Annotated in this window: 12 protein-coding genes and 3 pseudogenes; 7 read left to right on the top strand and 8 right to left on the bottom strand. The window is 65.7% G+C overall.

All coding sequences use genetic code 11. The features are described from left to right. Window positions 1–2: 2 nt before the first annotated feature. The 3 genes and pseudogenes from ACSKB8_RS11075 to cobS all read right to left on the bottom strand — a co-directional run bounded on the left by ACSKB8_RS11075 (window position 3) and on the right by cobS (window position 4,152). Window positions 3–1,094 (bottom strand): esterase-like activity of phytase family protein, encoded by a 1,092-nt coding sequence (locus tag ACSKB8_RS11075; protein ID WP_438104052.1) that lies wholly within the window; start codon window positions 1,092–1,094, stop codon window positions 3–5. Then, window positions 1,091–2,993 (bottom strand): annotated as a pseudogene (cobT, locus tag ACSKB8_RS11070) (cobaltochelatase subunit CobT). The gene ACSKB8_RS11075 and the pseudogene cobT overlap by 4 nt, the downstream one beginning before the upstream one ends. 159 nt (window positions 2,994–3,152) lie before the next feature. Next, window positions 3,153–4,152 (bottom strand): annotated as a pseudogene (cobS, locus tag ACSKB8_RS11065) (cobaltochelatase subunit CobS). Between the two features lie 296 nt (window positions 4,153–4,448). Here cobS and ACSKB8_RS11060 point away from each other — a divergent pair. Then, window positions 4,449–5,108, top strand: coding sequence for a DedA family protein (locus tag ACSKB8_RS11060; protein WP_438104051.1), 660 nt, complete (start codon window positions 4,449–4,451; stop codon window positions 5,106–5,108). A gap of 168 nt (window positions 5,109–5,276) precedes the next feature. Here the strand turns inward: ACSKB8_RS11060 and ACSKB8_RS11055 are convergent, their stop codons facing one another. Beyond that, entirely contained in the window at window positions 5,277–6,497 is a 1,221-nt protein-coding gene (locus ACSKB8_RS11055) for a citrate/2-methylcitrate synthase (RefSeq protein WP_438104049.1), read from the bottom strand. 77 nt (window positions 6,498–6,574) lie between these two features. Here ACSKB8_RS11055 and ACSKB8_RS11050 point away from each other — a divergent pair, with 77 nt between their 5' ends. Further along, window positions 6,575–7,669, top strand: a complete 1,095-nt coding sequence (locus tag ACSKB8_RS11050; protein WP_438104048.1) for a citrate synthase/methylcitrate synthase — start codon at window positions 6,575–6,577, stop codon at window positions 7,667–7,669. 256 nt (window positions 7,670–7,925) lie between these two features. Continuing rightward, window positions 7,926–8,963, top strand: coding sequence for a sensor histidine kinase (locus ACSKB8_RS11045; protein ID WP_438104046.1), 1,038 nt, complete (start codon window positions 7,926–7,928; stop codon window positions 8,961–8,963). Between the two features lie 2 nt (window positions 8,964–8,965). On the opposite strand, the gene ACSKB8_RS11040 is transcribed toward ACSKB8_RS11045, so the two are convergent. Then, on the bottom strand, window positions 8,966–9,598 hold the full coding sequence (locus ACSKB8_RS11040) for a J domain-containing protein (protein ID WP_438104045.1): 633 nt from the start codon (window positions 9,596–9,598) through the stop codon (window positions 8,966–8,968). Between the two features lie 129 nt (window positions 9,599–9,727). On the opposite strand from ACSKB8_RS11040, the gene ACSKB8_RS11035 reads away from it, so the two are divergent. Next, complete coding sequence (locus tag ACSKB8_RS11035) at window positions 9,728–10,072, top strand: BolA family protein (protein ID WP_438104043.1); 345 nt, start codon at window positions 9,728–9,730, stop codon at window positions 10,070–10,072. A gap of 97 nt (window positions 10,073–10,169) precedes the next feature. Here the strand turns inward: ACSKB8_RS11035 and ACSKB8_RS11030 are convergent, their stop codons facing one another. The 3 genes from ACSKB8_RS11030 to ACSKB8_RS11020 all read right to left on the bottom strand — a co-directional run bounded on the left by ACSKB8_RS11030 (window position 10,170) and on the right by ACSKB8_RS11020 (window position 13,324). Next, on the bottom strand, window positions 10,170–11,474 hold the full coding sequence (locus ACSKB8_RS11030) for an HlyC/CorC family transporter (RefSeq protein WP_438104041.1): 1,305 nt from the start codon (window positions 11,472–11,474) through the stop codon (window positions 10,170–10,172). Window positions 11,475–11,567: 93 nt separating this feature from the next. After that, on the bottom strand, window positions 11,568–12,716 hold the full coding sequence (aroB, locus tag ACSKB8_RS11025) for a 3-dehydroquinate synthase (RefSeq protein WP_438104039.1): 1,149 nt from the start codon (window positions 12,714–12,716) through the stop codon (window positions 11,568–11,570). Then, complete coding sequence (locus ACSKB8_RS11020) at window positions 12,713–13,324, bottom strand: shikimate kinase (protein ID WP_164939658.1); 612 nt, start codon at window positions 13,322–13,324, stop codon at window positions 12,713–12,715. The genes aroB and ACSKB8_RS11020 overlap by 4 nt, the downstream gene beginning before the upstream one ends. 146 nt (window positions 13,325–13,470) lie before the next feature. Here ACSKB8_RS11020 and ACSKB8_RS11015 point away from each other — a divergent pair, with 146 nt between their 5' ends. The 3 genes and pseudogenes from ACSKB8_RS11015 to ACSKB8_RS11005 all read left to right on the top strand — a co-directional run bounded on the left by ACSKB8_RS11015 (window position 13,471) and on the right by ACSKB8_RS11005 (window position 15,853). Beyond that, a complete protein-coding gene (locus tag ACSKB8_RS11015; RefSeq protein ID WP_074116966.1) occupies window positions 13,471–13,617 on the top strand; it encodes a histidine kinase in 147 nt (48 codons plus the stop codon). A 17-nt stretch (window positions 13,618–13,634) separates the two neighbouring features. After that, window positions 13,635–14,588 carry a site-specific tyrosine recombinase XerD gene (xerD, locus tag ACSKB8_RS11010; RefSeq protein ID WP_438104037.1) on the top strand — a complete coding sequence of 318 codons (954 nt, stop codon included), beginning with the start codon at window positions 13,635–13,637 and terminating at the stop codon, window positions 14,586–14,588. Between the two features lie 304 nt (window positions 14,589–14,892). After that, a pseudogene (locus tag ACSKB8_RS11005) lies at window positions 14,893–15,853 on the top strand (acetyl-CoA carboxylase carboxyltransferase subunit alpha). Window positions 15,854–16,026 lie beyond the last annotated feature (173 nt).

Below are 16,026 nucleotides of genomic sequence, written 5' to 3'. Positions count from 1 at the left end.
AGCTACTCCACCAGCGTGAATTGCAGCAACAATGTCCGCTGCAGCATCGAGAAATTGTCGTCGGAGATCAGGGTCAGCACGGTGTCGCCCTCGGCCGTGACATGGGCGTCGATGCCTTCCATGTTGTCGATCTCGTGGCCGAGATCGGCGGAAAACAGCATGAGGCCGTCGACCAGCGCGCCCGGCGCGATCGACTTCAAGGGGATCGCGCGGATGCGGATGTTGACGCCGGTGAACCAGGAGAATTTGCGTTCGAGGATGAGGAGATCGCCCGAGGCCAGCAGCACCGCGTCGCTGATGTCGAAGTTCTCGGAGCGCCGCACGCTGAACTGGCCCGGCGTCGGGCCGCCGATCAGGAACGCGACGAGATTGCCGTCGGCGTCGAGCCCGCGCTCGGAGAAGGCGATCAGCGTGCCTGCGAGCGCCTGGTTCTGGTTCTTGGGAACGACGACGAGCGCCTCCAGCCCCTTGTTGTAGGGCAGCTTGCGGACCGCAGGCGGCACCGCGATCACCTCGCCGCGGGCGCGGGTGCCGCCCTTGGCGAAATCATAGCGCAGGATCTGGTTGACGCGCTCGAGCCCGACATAGACGAGGTTGCCGTCGCGCGCGAGCGACTCGCTGTCGTACCAGAGCCGCTTATCCGTGATCGGCCGCCCGTCAGCACCGAGCAGCGGCGCGGCCTCGACGTCCGCGAGCCCAACCATCTCGCGGCCGGAATAGCGGATGGTGCCGGTGAACCAGCCGCCCTGATCGGAGATCGCGAGGAAGCGTTCACCTTTGTTGTCGAGAAAGCGGATGCCGGACAGGCCGCCGAAACCGCGATAGGGCGAGGTCAGCACCAGGCCGCTGCGAAAATCCAGCGAGCCGAAGCGCGTGCGCGCGCGGTCGCGCGACTCGAAATTGGGAATGCTGCGCGCGTTGACCTCGACGCTGACGGGCGCAGCGACGGCGTGCTCGAGCTGGAGCGCGCGCGGCGGCGGCTCGGTCGCGGGCTGCAACTGCGCTTGCGCCCGCGCCAATCGCGGCATCGTCAGAATGGAAAATCCCGCCGCCGCGTGGCCGAGAAAGCTGCGGCGGGATTGATGGTTGCTCACGAATGCAATTTGCGGCGCGGCCGGCCGGGCGCTTGCGTCGGCACGGTGTTGGTCTCGCTGAAGAGCTCGGCGAGCTTCTCGGTGATGGCGCCGCCGAGCTCCTCGGCGTCCACGATCGTCACCGCGCGGCGATAATAGCGCGTCACGTCGTGGCCGATGCCGATCGCGATCAGCTCGACCGGCGAGCGGGTCTCGATCTCCTCGATGATGTGGCGCAGGTGCCGCTCGAGATAGTTGCCGGGATTGACCGACAGCGTGGAATCGTCGACCGGCGCGCCGTCCGAGATCATCATCAGGATCTTGCGCTGCTCGGCCCTCGCCAGCAGGCGCTTGTGCGCCCAGTCCAGAGCCTCGCCGTCGATGTTCTCCTTCAGGAGGCCCTCGCGCATCATCAGCCCGAGATTCTTTCGCGCACGACGCCAGGGGGCATCGGCCGATTTGTAGATGATGTGGCGGAGATCGTTGAGACGGCCGGGATTGGCCGGCTTGCCGGCGGCAAGCCAGGCTTCACGCGATTGCCCGCCCTTCCAGGCGCGCGTGGTGAAGCCGAGAATCTCGACCTTGACGCCGCAACGCTCCAGCGTGCGCGCGAGAATGTCGGCGCAGGTCGCGGCGACCGTGATCGGGCGTCCACGCATCGAGCCGGAATTGTCGAGCAGCAGCGTCACCACGGTGTCGCGGAACGTCGCCTCCTTCTCATGCATGAAGGACAGCGGGTGATAGGGATCGGTGACGACGCGCGACAGCCGCGCGGGATCGAGGATGCCCTCTTCGAGATCGAACTCCCAGGCGCGGTCTCTGCTGCGCCATCAGCCGGCGCTGCAGCCGGTTGGCGAGGCGGGCGACGACGCCTTGCAGATGCGCGAGCTGCTTGTCGAGATAGGCGCGCAGACGCTCCAGCTCGTCATGGTCGCAGAGATCCTCGGCCGCGATGACCTCGTCGAATTTCGGCGCGAAGGCATGATATTCCGGCCCACGCGGCTCGTTCCTGCCGTGCGCGTTCGGACGCGTCGCCTCGCCCGGGGTCTCGTCATCGCCGAGTTCGCCGTCGTCGAAGGTATCCGAGGTCGAGGCCTGCGCGCTTTCCATCGCGCTCTCGCTCATCTCCTCCGATGTCGCCTGGGCCTGGTCGGCGCTCATCTCCTGCGCGGCATCGGAATCGGGCGAGCCCTCGGCGCCGGACTGGTCGTTGTCGCCATCCTGGTTCTCGTCGTTCTCGTCATTGTCCTCGGTATCGGCGTTGCGCTCGTCGCCGAGCTCGAGCGCCGAGAGCAGATCATGCACGGCATCGCCGAACCGGGTCTGGTCCTCGAGGACGCCGTCGAGCCGGTCGAGCCGCCTGCCGATCTTGTCCTCGAGAATGGGCCGCCAGAGATCGACCATCTTCTTCGCAGCCGCCGGCGGCGCCATGCCGGTCAGGCGCTCGCGCACCAGCATCGCCAGCGCATCGGCGAGCGGCGCATCGGCGCGGTCGGTGATCTCGTCGAACTTGCCGCGATGGAAATGATCGTCGAGCATCGCGGTGAGATTTTTGGCAACGCCCGCCATGCGGCGCGCGCCGATCGCCTCGACCCGCGCCTGCTCCACCGCCTCGAACACGCCGCGCGCCTGCGGATTGCCCGGCATCAGCTTGCGATGAACTTTCGGATCGTGACAGGCGAGCTTGAGCGCGATGGAATCGGCATGGCCGCGCACGATCGCGGCGTCACGCCTCGTCATCTTGCGCGCGGGCTCCGGCAGCCGCGCCTTGCCGGGCGCAAGGCCGGGACGCTCGGCCGCGAATGAGATGTCGAGCTCGGGCGATTTCGCGATCGCCTTCAGGCAGGAGGCGACCGAGCGCTTGAACGGCTCGGTCGGCGCTTCCTTGTTGCTGCGGAATTTGGAGTTGGAGGTGGTCATATCACCTTAATCCGTCGTCCCGGCGAAAGCCGGGACCCATAACCACCGGCCGTCGTTGGGTCAGGAAACTATCAGCGTCGCTTCAATCGAGACATCACGCCGGTATGGGTCCCGGCTCTCCGTGCGCAATTGCGCACTAGGCCGGGACGACATCAAACCTCAGCTCAGCGCCACGTTCACCGCCGATTCCGGCAGCTCCGCGTTGAAGCAGCGCTGGTAGAACTCGGCGACCAGCGGACGCTCGAGCTCGTCGCATTTGTTGAGGAAGGTGACGCGGAAGGCGAAGCCGATATCGCCGAAGATGTCGGAGTTCTCCGCCCAGGTGATCACCGTGCGCGGGCTCATCACCGTCGACAGATCGCCGTTGGCGAAGGCGTTGCGGGTGAGGTCAGCGAGGCGCACCATCTTGTTGACGATGTCGCGGCCCTCCTGAGTGCGATAGTGCTTGGCCTTGGCCAGCACGATCTCCACTTCCTCGTCATGGCTGAGATAGTTCAGCGTGGTGACGATCGACCAGCGGTCCATCTGGCCTTGGTTGATCTGCTGGGTGCCGTGATAGAGGCCCGAGGTATCGCCGAGTCCCGACGGTGTTCGCCGTGGCGAACAGGCGGAACGCCGGATGCGGCTTGATCACCTTGTTCTGGTCCAAGAGCGTCAGGCGGCCGGAGACCTCAAGCACGCGCTGGATCACGAACATCACGTCGGGGCGGCCGGCGTCGTATTCGTCGAACACCAGCGCGACGTTGTTCTGCAGCGCCCAGGGCAAAATGCCGTCGCGGAATTCGGTGACCTGCTTGCCGTCCTTGACCACGATCGAGTCCTTGCCAACGAGGTCGATACGGCTGATGTGGCTGTCGAGGTTGACGCGCACGCAGGGCCAGTTCAGGCGCGCGGCGACCTGCTCGATATGGGTGGATTTGCCGGTGCCATGATAGCCGGTCACCATCACGCGGCGGTTCTTGGCAAAGCCGGCGAGAATGGCGAGCGTGGTGGCGCGGTCGAAGCGGTAATCGGAATCGACTTCGGGCACATGAGGATCGACTTCGGAATAGGCCGGGACTTCGAGATCGCTGTCGATCCCGAACACCTGGCGCACCGACACTTTCATGTCGGGCTGACCGGAAACTTCCTCAACTTTGGACAGGGCGGCGGTCGTCATCAATCCTCCGAGGTCCCGGGCGGTCCCGAAACCGGTTATTCGCACGTTGGCTGCGGCTGGGTGCTGAAACTCAACCTATCAGAGACAGGTGGCCGGCAGAAGCCCGCCCACCAATCAAAGTTCCATTGTCTTTTCATTTAGATAGGCAAGGAACGCAGTTTTTGGAGGGCTGCCTTGCGAATCACGCTCGATTTCCGGGCGGCCGACGCCTCTGCCTGCGCGGATGGCACTGTTGCCGCATGTGCTTACCTATGTAGGGTCTGAATTCCGGTACTCCAGCCCGCTACAGAGACGACGTGACATCCTTCCTCGATCCCTTCATCGCCTTCGTCTCGGCCCATGCGTGGCTGGCCTATCTGACCCTGTTCCTGGCGGCGCTGCTCGAAGCGGTGCCGGTCGTGGGGTCGGTGATCCCCGGCTCGACCATCATCCTGGCGCTGAGCGCGCTGGTTCCGGGCGGCGAGCTGAAGCTGCCCTGGGTGCTGCTGGCGGCCGCACTCGGCGCGGTGCTCGGGGACGGATCGGCCTATTGGATCGGGCACCGGCAGCAACGCGAGATCCTCGATACCTGGCCGCTGATGAACTATCCGCGGCTGGTCGCGCAGAGCGAGAGCTTCTTCCATCGCTTCGGCACCTGGGCGGTGTTCTTCGCCCGCTTCGTGCCCCCGATCCGCGCCTTCGTGCCCGTTACCGCCGGTGCGCTCGGCATGGCGCCAGCGAAGTTTTACGCAGTGAACATCCCGGCGATCCTGGCCTGGGCCCCCGCGCATGTGCTGCCGGGCGTGCTGGCGGTCTCAGCGCTGCATGAATATGCCGGGCTGCATCATCATGGGCATGTCGGCAAGCACATCTGGATTTTGACCGTGGTGGCCGTGGCGATCGTGGTGAGCGTTGGGCTCTGGTTCATCCGCCGAAGGCACGGCAGCGGTGTCGCGGAAGCGAAGCCGCGGGGTTGAGGACTTTCCCTCGAGTCGTCCTGGCGAAAGCCAGGACCCATTACCCCAAGGCGTTGTTTGGCGAAGATTAGGCGCTCGGTACTCCTAGCGTCCGCATCGGTAGATTCCGCGGTATGGGTCCTGGCTTTCGCCAGGACGACGGCGGAGAGGGCCGCTCTCGCAACGTCCCTAACCAACACCCCCCGCCCTCCGTCCCGGTGCCGGTCCCACATACCGCGCCCGCGGCCTGATCAGCTTGCCGAACTGCAATTGCTCGCTGGCGTGGGCGATCCAGCCGACGCTGCGGGCCATGGCGAACAGAGCGAGCTCGCTGCCGGCGGGCAGGCGCAGGGCGTGCACGAGCACGGCGAGTGCATAGTCGATGTTGACGAACTCGCCGGTCGCCTCCGCGATCCGCTCCGGCACCTCGCGGGTGAACTTTCGCGGTGCGCCGGCGCGCGACAAGGCATTCAGCAGCGATTGCGCGCGGGGATCGCCGCGCTTGTAGACGCCATGGCCGAAGCCGGCAAAGCGCTCGCCGAGCGCGACGCGCTCGCGCACCATCGGCTCGACGTCGCGATCGATCAGCGTCTTCACGAGCTGCGAGGCCAGCACGCCGGCGCCGCCATGCTTGGGCCCTTTCAGCGCGGCGAGGCCGGCGATCACTGCGTCATAGAGATTGAGACCGGTCGAGGCGGCACAGCGCGCGGTGAAGGTCGAGGCGTTCAATTCATGGTCGGCGAGCAGCACGAGCGCGCGGCGGATCAGATCGGGAGCATGCTTGTTGTCGGCCGCCCACGCTTTCGCAACCTGCTGATGCAGCGGTTCGGCCGATGGCTCGGCATTGAGCATGGTCGCGACCAGCAGGCGGACGATGCGCGCGCCGACCATGGCGCGGCCATCGGGCGCGCGGGTGAAAGCGCGCGGATCGGCGCTCGCGGCCAGCGCAAGCACGGCGATGGCGCGGTCGATCGGCGCCGCCCGCCGCGCGGCCTGCCCGATCGTCCGCATCTCCTCTGAAAGAAGGGGCTGATTGTCCGGATCAAACGGATCGACGCCGGAGACGTCCCACAGCAGCGTCGCCGTGTGCTCCAGCGTGTCGCTCTCGGCGAGATCGACGCAGTTGACCCCGCGGTAGATCGCGCCCTCCTCGGTGATGGTCGAGATCTCCGTGTCCATCACCGGCAGGTCGGCGTCGAAGCTGCGCAGGCCCCTCGGCTCCGGCGACGGCACCCGGCGCTCCTTCAGGGCGCGGACGTCCTCGGCGCGGTAGCGGTTCTTGCGGGAATCCGGTGTCGGCTCGGAGCGGATCAGGCCGCGGCTGACATAGGCGTAGAGCGTGGCCGGCGAGATCGCGAGCTCGGCGGCGGCTTCCCGGGCGGAGAGGTAGAGCTCGCTGGAATTTTTCATATTGATTTATGTAATCAAGATTGATCAATCTGTCGAGAGGTCCGACCTTTCCCGTGCGTCAAACAGGAGCTTGGGCCATGAACATCCACCTCACCAAAAGCCAGATCGGGCTGGACGGCGTTCCCGCGGCCGAGACCGTGCTGAGCCATGTCGATGGCGAGCGCGGCGAGCTGATCATCGCCGGCGAGCATGTCGGCAGCCTCGCCGCCAAATCGAGCTTCGAGGGCGTCACCGCCCGGCTCTGGAACGGCGCCAGCAAGACCAGCTTAAGCGAAGCCAATGTCCGGGCGAGCCTGGGTGCCGCGCGCGAGCGCGCCTTCGCGCGATTGCCGGACCTGTTGCCGGCGACACAGGGCATGGGCATCATCGACGGGTTTCGCGCGGCGGTCGCGGGACTTCGCGCCGAACACGGTCTGGAGCACGAGGCCACCATCGTCGGCGCGTTTCCGGTGATCGCCGGCGCGCTGGTCCGCCGCGCAAAAGGGCTCGAGCCGGTCGCGCCCGATCCCAGCGTGAGCCACGCCGCCGACACGCTGCGCATGCTGCACGGGCGGGCGCCTGCAACGCGCGAGGTCACCGCGCTCGATGCCTATCTCGTCACCGTCTGCGACCACGGCATGAATGCCTCGACCTTCACGACGCGCGTGGTGGCCTCGACGCAAGCCGATCTGTTCGCCGCCGTGACCGCGGGCTATTGCGCGCTCACCGGCCCCTTGCATGGCGGCGCGCCGGAGCCGGTGCTTGAGATGCTCGATGCGATCGGCTCGCGCGAACGCATCCAGAGCTGGGTCGATGCGGCGCTGGCACGCGGCGAGCGGATGATGGGCTTTGGTCACCGCGTCTATCGCGTGCGCGACCCGCGTGCCGACGTGCTGAAGACCGCGATCGAGGCACTGGCTTCCAATGGCGCCGACTTGCCATTTGCCGGCGAGGTCGAGGCGTATATCCGTAGCGCGCTGCGCAAGAAGAACCCAGACCGGCCGCTGGAGACCAATGTCGAGTTCTTCACCGCCATCCTGCTCGATGCACTCGCAATTCCGAGGCAGGCCTTTACGCCGATCTTCGCGGTGGCGCGTGCGGCAGGATGGACCGCGCATGCGCGCGAGCAGCAGCGCACGGGACGGCTGATCCGGCCGAGTTCGTCCTATGTGGGGGCCATGCCGAAGGAATGATGAAGTAGCCTGGATGGAGCGAAGCGAAATCCGGGAAAATCGCTTGTGTGAGAAAGACCCGGATTACGCTGACGCTCCATCCAGGCTACGCGGCTAAGGACTAAGGGAAAGGCGACAGCGGAGCTCCCACTCCGCTGTCGTGCAGGCAAAGTCCTGATCTACGACAGGTTGAGAAGGGTCTATACGTCTCCGACGAGCACTGTGGAACGAATGCGCGGCCGGCGAATTGCCTGATCTGGCCCCGCAGAGGAACGCGATGCTGGACTTGCTTGGACATTCGGACGAGGCCAGGATCGGCGAGATCGCGAGGCAAGCAGCGAGCAGGAGCGCTGACGGCGCGGATTCCGAGAGGCGATTCCGGGACTTGCTCCAGGCGCTGCCCGCCGCGATCTATACGACCGACGCAGAAGGCCGCATCACCTTCTTCAATCAAGCCTGCATCGATTTTGCCGGACGGACGCCAGAGGTCGGCGCGATGTGGTGCGTGACATGGAAGCTCTATCTGCCCGACGGCACGCCGCTCCCCCACGATGAGTGCCCCATGGCAATCGCGCTCAAGCAGAACCGGCCGGTGCGCGACGTCGAGGCTGTGGCCGAACGGCCGGACGGCTCACGGATTTGCTTCATGCCATATCCGACGCCGCTGCGCGACGAACGCGACCGACTGGTCGGCGCAGTGAACATGCTGGTCGACATCACGGCTCGCAAGCAGGCCGAGCAGCGGATGATGCTCCTCGCCTACGAGGTCGATCATCGTTCGAACAATCTGCTCGCGGTGACGCAGGCGATACTGCGGCTGACGAAGGCCGAGACCGCTGCAGAATTCCAGGCCGCGTTTCAAGGTCGACTTAGTGCGCTTGCCAACGTGCAGAGGCTGTTCTCGGCGTCGCGCTGGACCGGTGCGAGTTTGAAGACCATCGTCGAAGACGAACTCCGGCCCTACGTAGGCGGAGACGGCGAACGTATCAGCATCACCGGAGACGACATCCGGCTGCCGGCGACGCTCGCCCAATCGATCGCGGTCGCCGTGCACGAGCTTGCGACCAACGCCGCCAAATACGGGTCGCTATCGACGCCTTCGGGCCGGCTGGAGATCCGCTGGGAGACCAATAGTGCAGAACCTCTGGTGCTGCACTGGTCGGAGCGCGGCGGTCCCAGGGTCGATGAGCCGCCGACGCGCAAGGGCTTTGGCATCGGCGCGGTCGATGGCATCATCCGGACCTTGCGCGGACGGGTGACCCGGTGGTGGAAGCCGGAAGGACTGGTTTGCGAACTGTCCTTCCCGGAGGCGTAGCCTTATGCCTCCCGCACCACCGTCTTCAGATAGTTATACGCCTTGATGATCTCGATCAGGCGGTCTTCGGTCGAGCGGTCGCCGCCATTGGCATCGGGGTGGTGCTGCTTCACCAGGGCCTTGTACTTGGTCTTGACGTCGGCGAGCGTGGCGTCGGGGCCGAGGCCCATGACCTGGAGCGCCTTGCGCTCGGCGTTCATCACCTTGCGCGTCTCGGCCTTGGGCTGAGCCTCGGGACCGCGGCGCCAGCTGGCGCGGCCGTTGATCTCACTGAACATGCTGAACGGATCGAAGGCGCCATCGATCTCGGCTTCCGAAGCTTTCTTGCCGCCGTTGGCGCCCATTTTCCAGGTCGGGCGGTGACCGGTCAGCGCATCCTTCTGGTAGCGTGCGACCGCATCGGCATTCATGCCGGAGAAAAAATTGTAGTTCTGGTTGTACTCGCGGACGTGCTCCAGGCAGAAGTGCCAGTACTCGCGCGAATTCTCGCGCCCCTTCGGCGCGCGGTGGCTGCCCTTGTTCTGGCAGCCGGTCCATTCGCAGGCGACCACGGTCTCGCGCGGCATCGCTTCCGGCTGCTTGCCGCGCGGCTTGACGCGGATGGAGTCGAAGAACTTTGATGAATCGATCGGCATGGCTGACTTTGACTACGCAATGCAAAAACCTTCAAGTCTTGACATTGCAATTAGCTGGAAACCCGGTCCCAATTACCTGGGACTCCCGGGTATTGACCGGGTGCGATCGCGCACCTTAATGGCACACACATGGCTATCAGAGACACTATCAGCAACAGGTTGCAAGAAGCTTTCAGGCCGGAAAGTCTGCAGGTCGTCGACGAGTCGCACTTGCATGAGGGCCACGCCGGCCATCGGCCGAGCGGCGAGACACACTTCCGTGTGTATATCGTGTCTGAGGCCTTCAAAGGGAAGAGCCGGGTCGATCGCCACCGCATGATAAATTCGGCGCTGGCGGCGGAACTCGCCGGCGGCGTCCACGCGCTCGCGATCCACGCGAAGGCGCCGGGGAAGGGTGATCTCCTCTTACCCTTCCCTGGAGGGGGAGGGTCGCTTCACACCGAGCGCAGCGAGATGCGAAGCAGGGTGGGGTGACCGTCTCTCCGCGCTGAGCACTGCCCGAGTGGAGAGATCACCCCACCCCGCTCGCGCTGCGCGCGATCGACCATCCCCCTCCAGGGGAGGGTAAGAATCAAAACGACGTCCCGGCCCGTCTCGGCTTTGCCTCCTCCAGCTCCGCCTCGCGCGGCACCGGTGAGATACGGAGCGCGGTGATGCGGTTGCGTTCGCGGCGGAGGACGCGGAAACGGAAGCCGTGGAAGGTAAAGCTCTGGCCGCGGTCGGGGATCGAGCGCGCCTCGTGAATGACGAGGCCGGCCACCGTGGTCGCCTCCTCGTCGGGCAGGTGCCAGTCCATGGCGCGGTTGAGATCGCGGATCGGCACCGAGCCGTCGACCACGACCGAGCCGTCCGGCTGGGCGCGCACGCCCGCGACCACGACGTCGTGCTCGTCGGAGATGTCGCCGACGATCTCCTCCAAAATGTCTTCCAGCGTCACGAGCCCTTCAACCTCACCGTACTCGTCGACGACGAGCGCGAAATGGGTCTTGCGGCGGCGGAACGCCTTGAGCTGCTCGGAGACCGGGCGCATCTCCGGCACGAACCAGGGCGGCAGCGCGATGGTGGAGACATCGATCCGCGAGGTGTCGCCGTCGGAGGCGCGGATCGCGCGCAGGAGATCCTTGGCGTGGAGCACGCCGATGATGTTCTCGGGCTTCTCGCGCCACAGCGGGATTTGGGTGTATTCGGTCGCCAGCACCTCGCGCACCAGCTCTTCCGGCGGCAAATCGGCATTGATCATCATCATCTCGGTGCGATGGATCATGACGTCGGAGACCTGGAGCTCGCGCAGATCGAGCAGGCCGCCGAGCATGTCGCGATCATGCTTCTCGAACTTGCCTTCGTGGTGCAACAGGTCGACCGCACCGCGCAGGCGCTCGGTCGGCGACAGGATCGCCTGGTGCTCGCCGGCGAGGCCAAACAGCCGCAGCAACAGGCGCACAATGACTTCCACGATCCGCAGCAGCGGCCCCAGCACGTACATGGTCAGCCGCATCGGGCGTGCGACCGCGAGCGCCACGCGGTCCGGCGCGTTGATGGCGATGGTCTTCGGCAGAACCTCCGCGAAGATCACGACCAGCGCCGTCATCACCCCGGTCGCATCGAGCACGCCGACATCACCGAACCAGGCCGTGAATATCGCGGTGGCGATCGCGGAGGAGCCGATATTGGCGATGTTGTTGCCGAGCAGCAGCGCGCCGATCAGGCGTTCGCGCATGTCGAGCAGCTGCGAGACGACGTCGGCGTCATGATTGCCCTGCTTGGAGAGCCTGAGCATGCTGGAGCGCGAGGCGCCGGTCAGCGCGGTCTCGCTCGCGGCGAAGAACGCCGAGACCAGGAGGCAGAGGACGACGATGGTGAATCCGAGCCAGTCCATGCAGCACTCTAGCTTCTTGTTTGGACGCGTTGTCTTGACGCGAACCGGTATCCACTTCGCGCGAAAAACGCTTTGGCGCCGTTCAGCCGCGCATCACGCCTTCTGCGCAAGCTTCTCTTGCAGGAAATCGCGCACCGGGGCGGGCTCGACATCCTTGGCGATCACCGCGCGCCCGACGGCCTCCAGCAGGATGAAGGTGAGCTTGCCGCGCTTGACCTTCTTGTCCTGCGCCATCAGCGCCATCAGCGCGTTGGCATCGGCAAGGCCTTCCTGGGCAAAACCCGCGATGTCCTGCAAACGCGTCGGCAGGCCAGCCTCGACCAGATGCCGCTCGACGCGCGCCGCGTCCTGCTCGCCGATCATGCCGAGCTTGGCCGAGAACTGCGCCGCCAGCGTCATGCCGATCGCCACGCCCTCGCCGTGGAACAGGCGGTCGGAGAAGCCGGTCGCCGCTTCCAGTGCGTGACCAAAGGTATGGCCGAGATTGAGCAGCGCACGCTCGCCGGTTTCGCGCTCATCACGCGAGACGACGCCGGCCTTGGCGCGGCACGACGTCGCGATGGCATGCTCGCGCGCCGAGCCACCCCTGAAGATGTCGGCATGGTTCTTCTCCAGCCAGCTGAAGAAGGCTTCGTCGCCGAGCACGCCATATTTGGCGACCTCGGCATAGCCGGCGCGGAATTGCCGCGGCGACAGCGTATCGAGCACGGCGGTGTCGGCGATGACCAGCACCGGCTGGTGAAAGGCGCCGAGCAGGTTCTTGCCCTGCGGCGAGTTGATGCCGGTCTTGCCGCCGACGCTGGAATCGACCTGCGCCAGCAGCGAGGTCGGCACCTGCACGAAATCGACGCCGCGGCGCAGGATCGCCGCAGCAAAGCCGGCGAGATCGCCGACCACGCCGCCGCCGAGCGCGATGACGAGATCGTTGCGCTCGATTTTTGCGGCGATCAGGGCCTCGCTGACCTTTTCCAGGCCGGCATAGGTTTTGGAGATCTCGCCTTCCTCGACCACGATGCGCGCGGTCGGAATGCCGGCGGCAGCAAGCGAAGCCTCGGTCGGCTCGAGCCAATATTTCGCAACGGTGCGGTCGGTCACAACAGCGGTGCGCACGCCGGGGCGCAAGCGCGCGACGCGCTCGCCGAGCGAGGCTAGCACGCCGCGGCCGATGACGATGTCATAGGCGCGCTCGCCCAGCGCGACATCGACATTGACAGGATCGGAATGTTTCAAGGGCGCAGTCATCGTACGGCACTCGCAACGTCAGCAGGCGGCACGCCGCAGAGATGGGCGTGCAGCGTCTCGATGCATTCCTCGACGATCTTGTCGTGCGGCACGTCGCGCGAGGCGATGGTGAGGTCGGCATGGCGATAGACCGGCTCGCGCTCGGTGAGCAGGCGCGTCACGGTTCCTTCGGGATCGGCGGTCTGGAGCAGCGGGCGATCGGCACGGCGCCGCACCCGGCGCATGATGACGTCGTGGTCGGCCTTGAGCCAGATTGAGACGGCCTTCGCGGCGATGCGCGCGCGCGTCTCCTCGCGCATGAAGGCGCCGCCGCCGGTCGCGAGCACGATCGGTCCACCGTCCAGCAGCCGCGCGATCACGCGGGCCTCGCCGTCGCGGAAATGCGGCTCGCCATGGCGCTCGAAAATTTCCGGTATGGTCATGCCGGCCGCCGCCTCGATCTCGGTGTCGGCGTCGACGAAAGGCAGCTTGAGCCGCGCCGCCATGCGGCGGCCGATGGTGGATTTGCCCACCCCCATCATGCCGACGAGCACGATCGAGCGCGCCCCGAGCGCCGACAGGATGTCGGCCTCAGGCGAACCGGATAGCGGCAACGCGGCGTCGGACATGGATCTCGCTCGATCTGCCGCCAAAGGCGGCATGCTTTTGCCACCTATACGACCCCGCAGGGGGCCTCGCCAGAGGACTCTTGCCACGAAACGGCGAACATGTTGGATGATTTCATTGGTTAATTTGCCCTCCGGACCCCAGCACGATGCCCAGCCTGTTCCGCTTCCTGACGGTCGTCGCCGTGATCGCCGGCATCGTCTATGGCGTGGTCTTCGCGCTGGCGAACTTCGTCAGTCCGAAGCCGCGGGAAATGACGGTGACGATCCCGCCTGACAAGTTTCTCAAGAAATAGCGGCTAGGCTCCAGGGCATGCGCACCAAGCCCTCCGATAGCAAGCTCACCGGCCTGTTCCTCGACATGCTCGCGGCGGAACAGGGCGCCGGGGCCAACACGCTCGATGCCTACCGCCGCGACCTCACCGATTTCTCGGAATTTTTGGGCCGCGCCGGCCACAGTTTTGCGGATGCGGAGACGCAAGTCCTGCGCGACTATCTCGCCGATCTCGATGCGCGCGGCTTCAAATCCACCAGCGTCGCGCGGCGGCTGTCGGCGATGCGGCATCTGTTCCGCTTTCTCCTCAACGAGCGCATCCGTGCCGAGGATCCCGCGGCGATCCTGTCGGGACCGAAGCGCGGCCGCGGCCTGCCAAAAGTGCTGTCGATTGCGGATGTCGACCGCATGCTCCGCCGCGCCAAGGAATTGAGCGAGGCGGCGGATCAATCGCCGTCGAAACGGCTGCGCGCTCTGCGGCTCTATTGCCTGCTCGAGGTGCTCTACGCCACCGGCCTGCGCGTCTCCGAGTTGGTGGCGCTGCCGCGCTCGGCCGCCAAGCGCGATGCGCGCATGATCGTGGTGCGCGGCAAGGGCAACAAGGAACGCCTGGTGCCGCTCAACGACGCCGCGCGGCAGGCGATGGCCGATTATCTCGCGGCGACGGAAGCTGCGAAGGCTGACAAGAACCGCGTGGCCGCCTCGAAATGGCTGTTTCCCTCCTTCGGCGAGAGCGGACATCTGACGCGCCAGCATTTCGCCCGCGATCTGAAGGAGCTCGCGGTCGCCTCCGGGCTTCAGGCCCGCCTGGTCTCGCCGCACGTGCTGCGCCACGCCTTTGCCAGCCACCTGCTGCACAACGGCGCCGATTTGCGCATCGTGCAGACCCTGCTCGGCCACACCGACATCTCCACGACCCAGATCTACACCCATGTGGTCGAGGAGCGGCTGAAGAGCCTGGTGCGCGACCTGCACCCGCTGGTGGAGAAGTGAGGCGTGGGAGGTGCGCCCCTCTCCCGCTTGCGGGAGAGGGTTGGGGAGAGGGTGTCTCCGCAAAGGGACAACCCCCTAGAGGTGAAAGCCCTCACCCGCGCCTTTGGCGCGACCTCTCCCGCAAGCGGGAGAGGTGACGATCCACCTTGACTTCGGCCACATCTCCGCGGAAAGAGCCGTGGCCTCACGATCGATTTGGCTGGCGTCTCACGAGCACACAGGCCAAACCATTGAAGAAGCTAAACTTCTTTCCACAACCCCAACCTCGTTTCGCTCTCTCGCCCCGTCCCCTTATATTGAGTTGATGCCAGACCAGATGCGCAGCTATCTCGATTTCGAAAAGCCCGTCGCCGAGCTCGACTCCAAGGTCGACGAGCTCTAGGATGTTGGCGGCCTCCGGCACCGACATCGCCGAGGAGATCGGACGGATCGAGGACAAGGCGGCGCAGGCGCTGGCCGATCTCTATCTGAACCTGACGCCGTGGCAGAAGATGCTGGTAGCGCGGCACCCGCAGCGGCCGCATTTCAACGACTTCATCAAGGGCCTGATCACCGAATTCACGCCGCTGGCCGGCGACCGCAAATTCGGCGAGGACGAGGCGCTGGTCGCGGGCTTCGGCCGCTTCCGCGGCGAGCCGATCTGCGTGATGGGCCAGGAAAGGGCGATTCCACCGAAAGCCGCATCCGGCACAATTTCGGCATGGCGCGGCCGGAAGGCTATCGCAAATGCGTGCGGCTGATGGAGATGGCCGAGCGGTTCGGCCTGCCGGTGCTGTCACTCGCCGATTCCGCCGGCGCCTATCCCGGCATCGGCGCCGAGGAGCGGGACAAGCCGAGGCGATCGCGCGCTCGACGGATGCCTGCCTGGCGCTCACGGTGCCGAACGTCGCCATCATCACCGGCGAGGGCATGTCGGGCGGCGCCATCGCCATCACCACCGCCAACAGAGTGTTGATGCTGGAGCACGCGATCTACAGCGTGATCTCGCCGGAGGCCGCCTCCTCTATCCTCTGGCGCGACGGCACCAAGGCGCAGGAAGCCGCCAACAACATGAAGATCACCGCCCAGGACATGCTCCGCTTCGGCGTGATCGACAGCATTTTGAAGGAGCCGGTCGGCGGCGCCCACCGCGACCCCGCCGCCATGATCGCCACCACCGGGGACGCCATCGCCAAGGCTTTCGACGAGCTCCGGGTCTCGACGGCGACGCCATCCGCAAGCAGCGGCGGCAGAAATTCCTCGATATCGGCCGGAAACTGGGCTGATTCGGCCGGGTTCGACGACAAATACGGCTCTCTCAGCTCGTCGTCCTGGCGAAAGCCAGGACCCATACCGCGGAATTTCGCGATTGGGGACGCTGGGAGTACCGAACCACGAGTCTTCGCCAAACCACTCCCTGTGTTATGGGTCCTGGCTTTCGCCCGGACGACACCGAGTT

This window comes from Bradyrhizobium sp. BR 1432, from assembly GCF_051547705.1.
GTDB classification, from domain to species: domain Bacteria; phylum Pseudomonadota; class Alphaproteobacteria; order Rhizobiales; family Xanthobacteraceae; genus Bradyrhizobium; species Bradyrhizobium zhanjiangense.
Note: the sequence above shows the minus strand (reverse complement) of the source record. Positions and strands in the feature narration are given on the sequence as shown.

What these genes read in the sequence shown, in the direction of transcription:
- ACSKB8_RS11055 (WP_438104049.1), bottom strand. Translation starts at nt 6,497, where the DNA reads ATGAAAAATTCCAGCGAGCTCTACCTCTCCGCCCGGGAAGCCGCCGCC.
- ACSKB8_RS11050 (WP_438104048.1), top strand. Translation starts at nt 6,575, where the DNA reads ATGAACATCCACCTCACCAAAAGCCAGATCGGGCTGGACGGCGTTCCC.
- ACSKB8_RS11045 (WP_438104046.1), top strand. Translation starts at nt 7,926, where the DNA reads ATGCTGGACTTGCTTGGACATTCGGACGAGGCCAGGATCGGCGAGATC.
- ACSKB8_RS11040 (WP_438104045.1), bottom strand. Translation starts at nt 9,598, where the DNA reads ATGCCGATCGATTCATCAAAGTTCTTCGACTCCATCCGCGTCAAGCCG.
- ACSKB8_RS11035 (WP_438104043.1), top strand. Translation starts at nt 9,728, where the DNA reads ATGGCTATCAGAGACACTATCAGCAACAGGTTGCAAGAAGCTTTCAGG.
- ACSKB8_RS11030 (WP_438104041.1), bottom strand. Translation starts at nt 11,474, where the DNA reads ATGGACTGGCTCGGATTCACCATCGTCGTCCTCTGCCTCCTGGTCTCG.
- aroB (WP_438104039.1), bottom strand. Translation starts at nt 12,716, where the DNA reads ATGACTGCGCCCTTGAAACATTCCGATCCTGTCAATGTCGATGTCGCG.
- ACSKB8_RS11020 (WP_164939658.1), bottom strand. Translation starts at nt 13,324, where the DNA reads ATGTCCGACGCCGCGTTGCCGCTATCCGGTTCGCCTGAGGCCGACATC.
- ACSKB8_RS11015 (WP_074116966.1), top strand. Translation starts at nt 13,471, where the DNA reads ATGCCCAGCCTGTTCCGCTTCCTGACGGTCGTCGCCGTGATCGCCGGC.
- xerD (WP_438104037.1), top strand. Translation starts at nt 13,635, where the DNA reads ATGCGCACCAAGCCCTCCGATAGCAAGCTCACCGGCCTGTTCCTCGAC.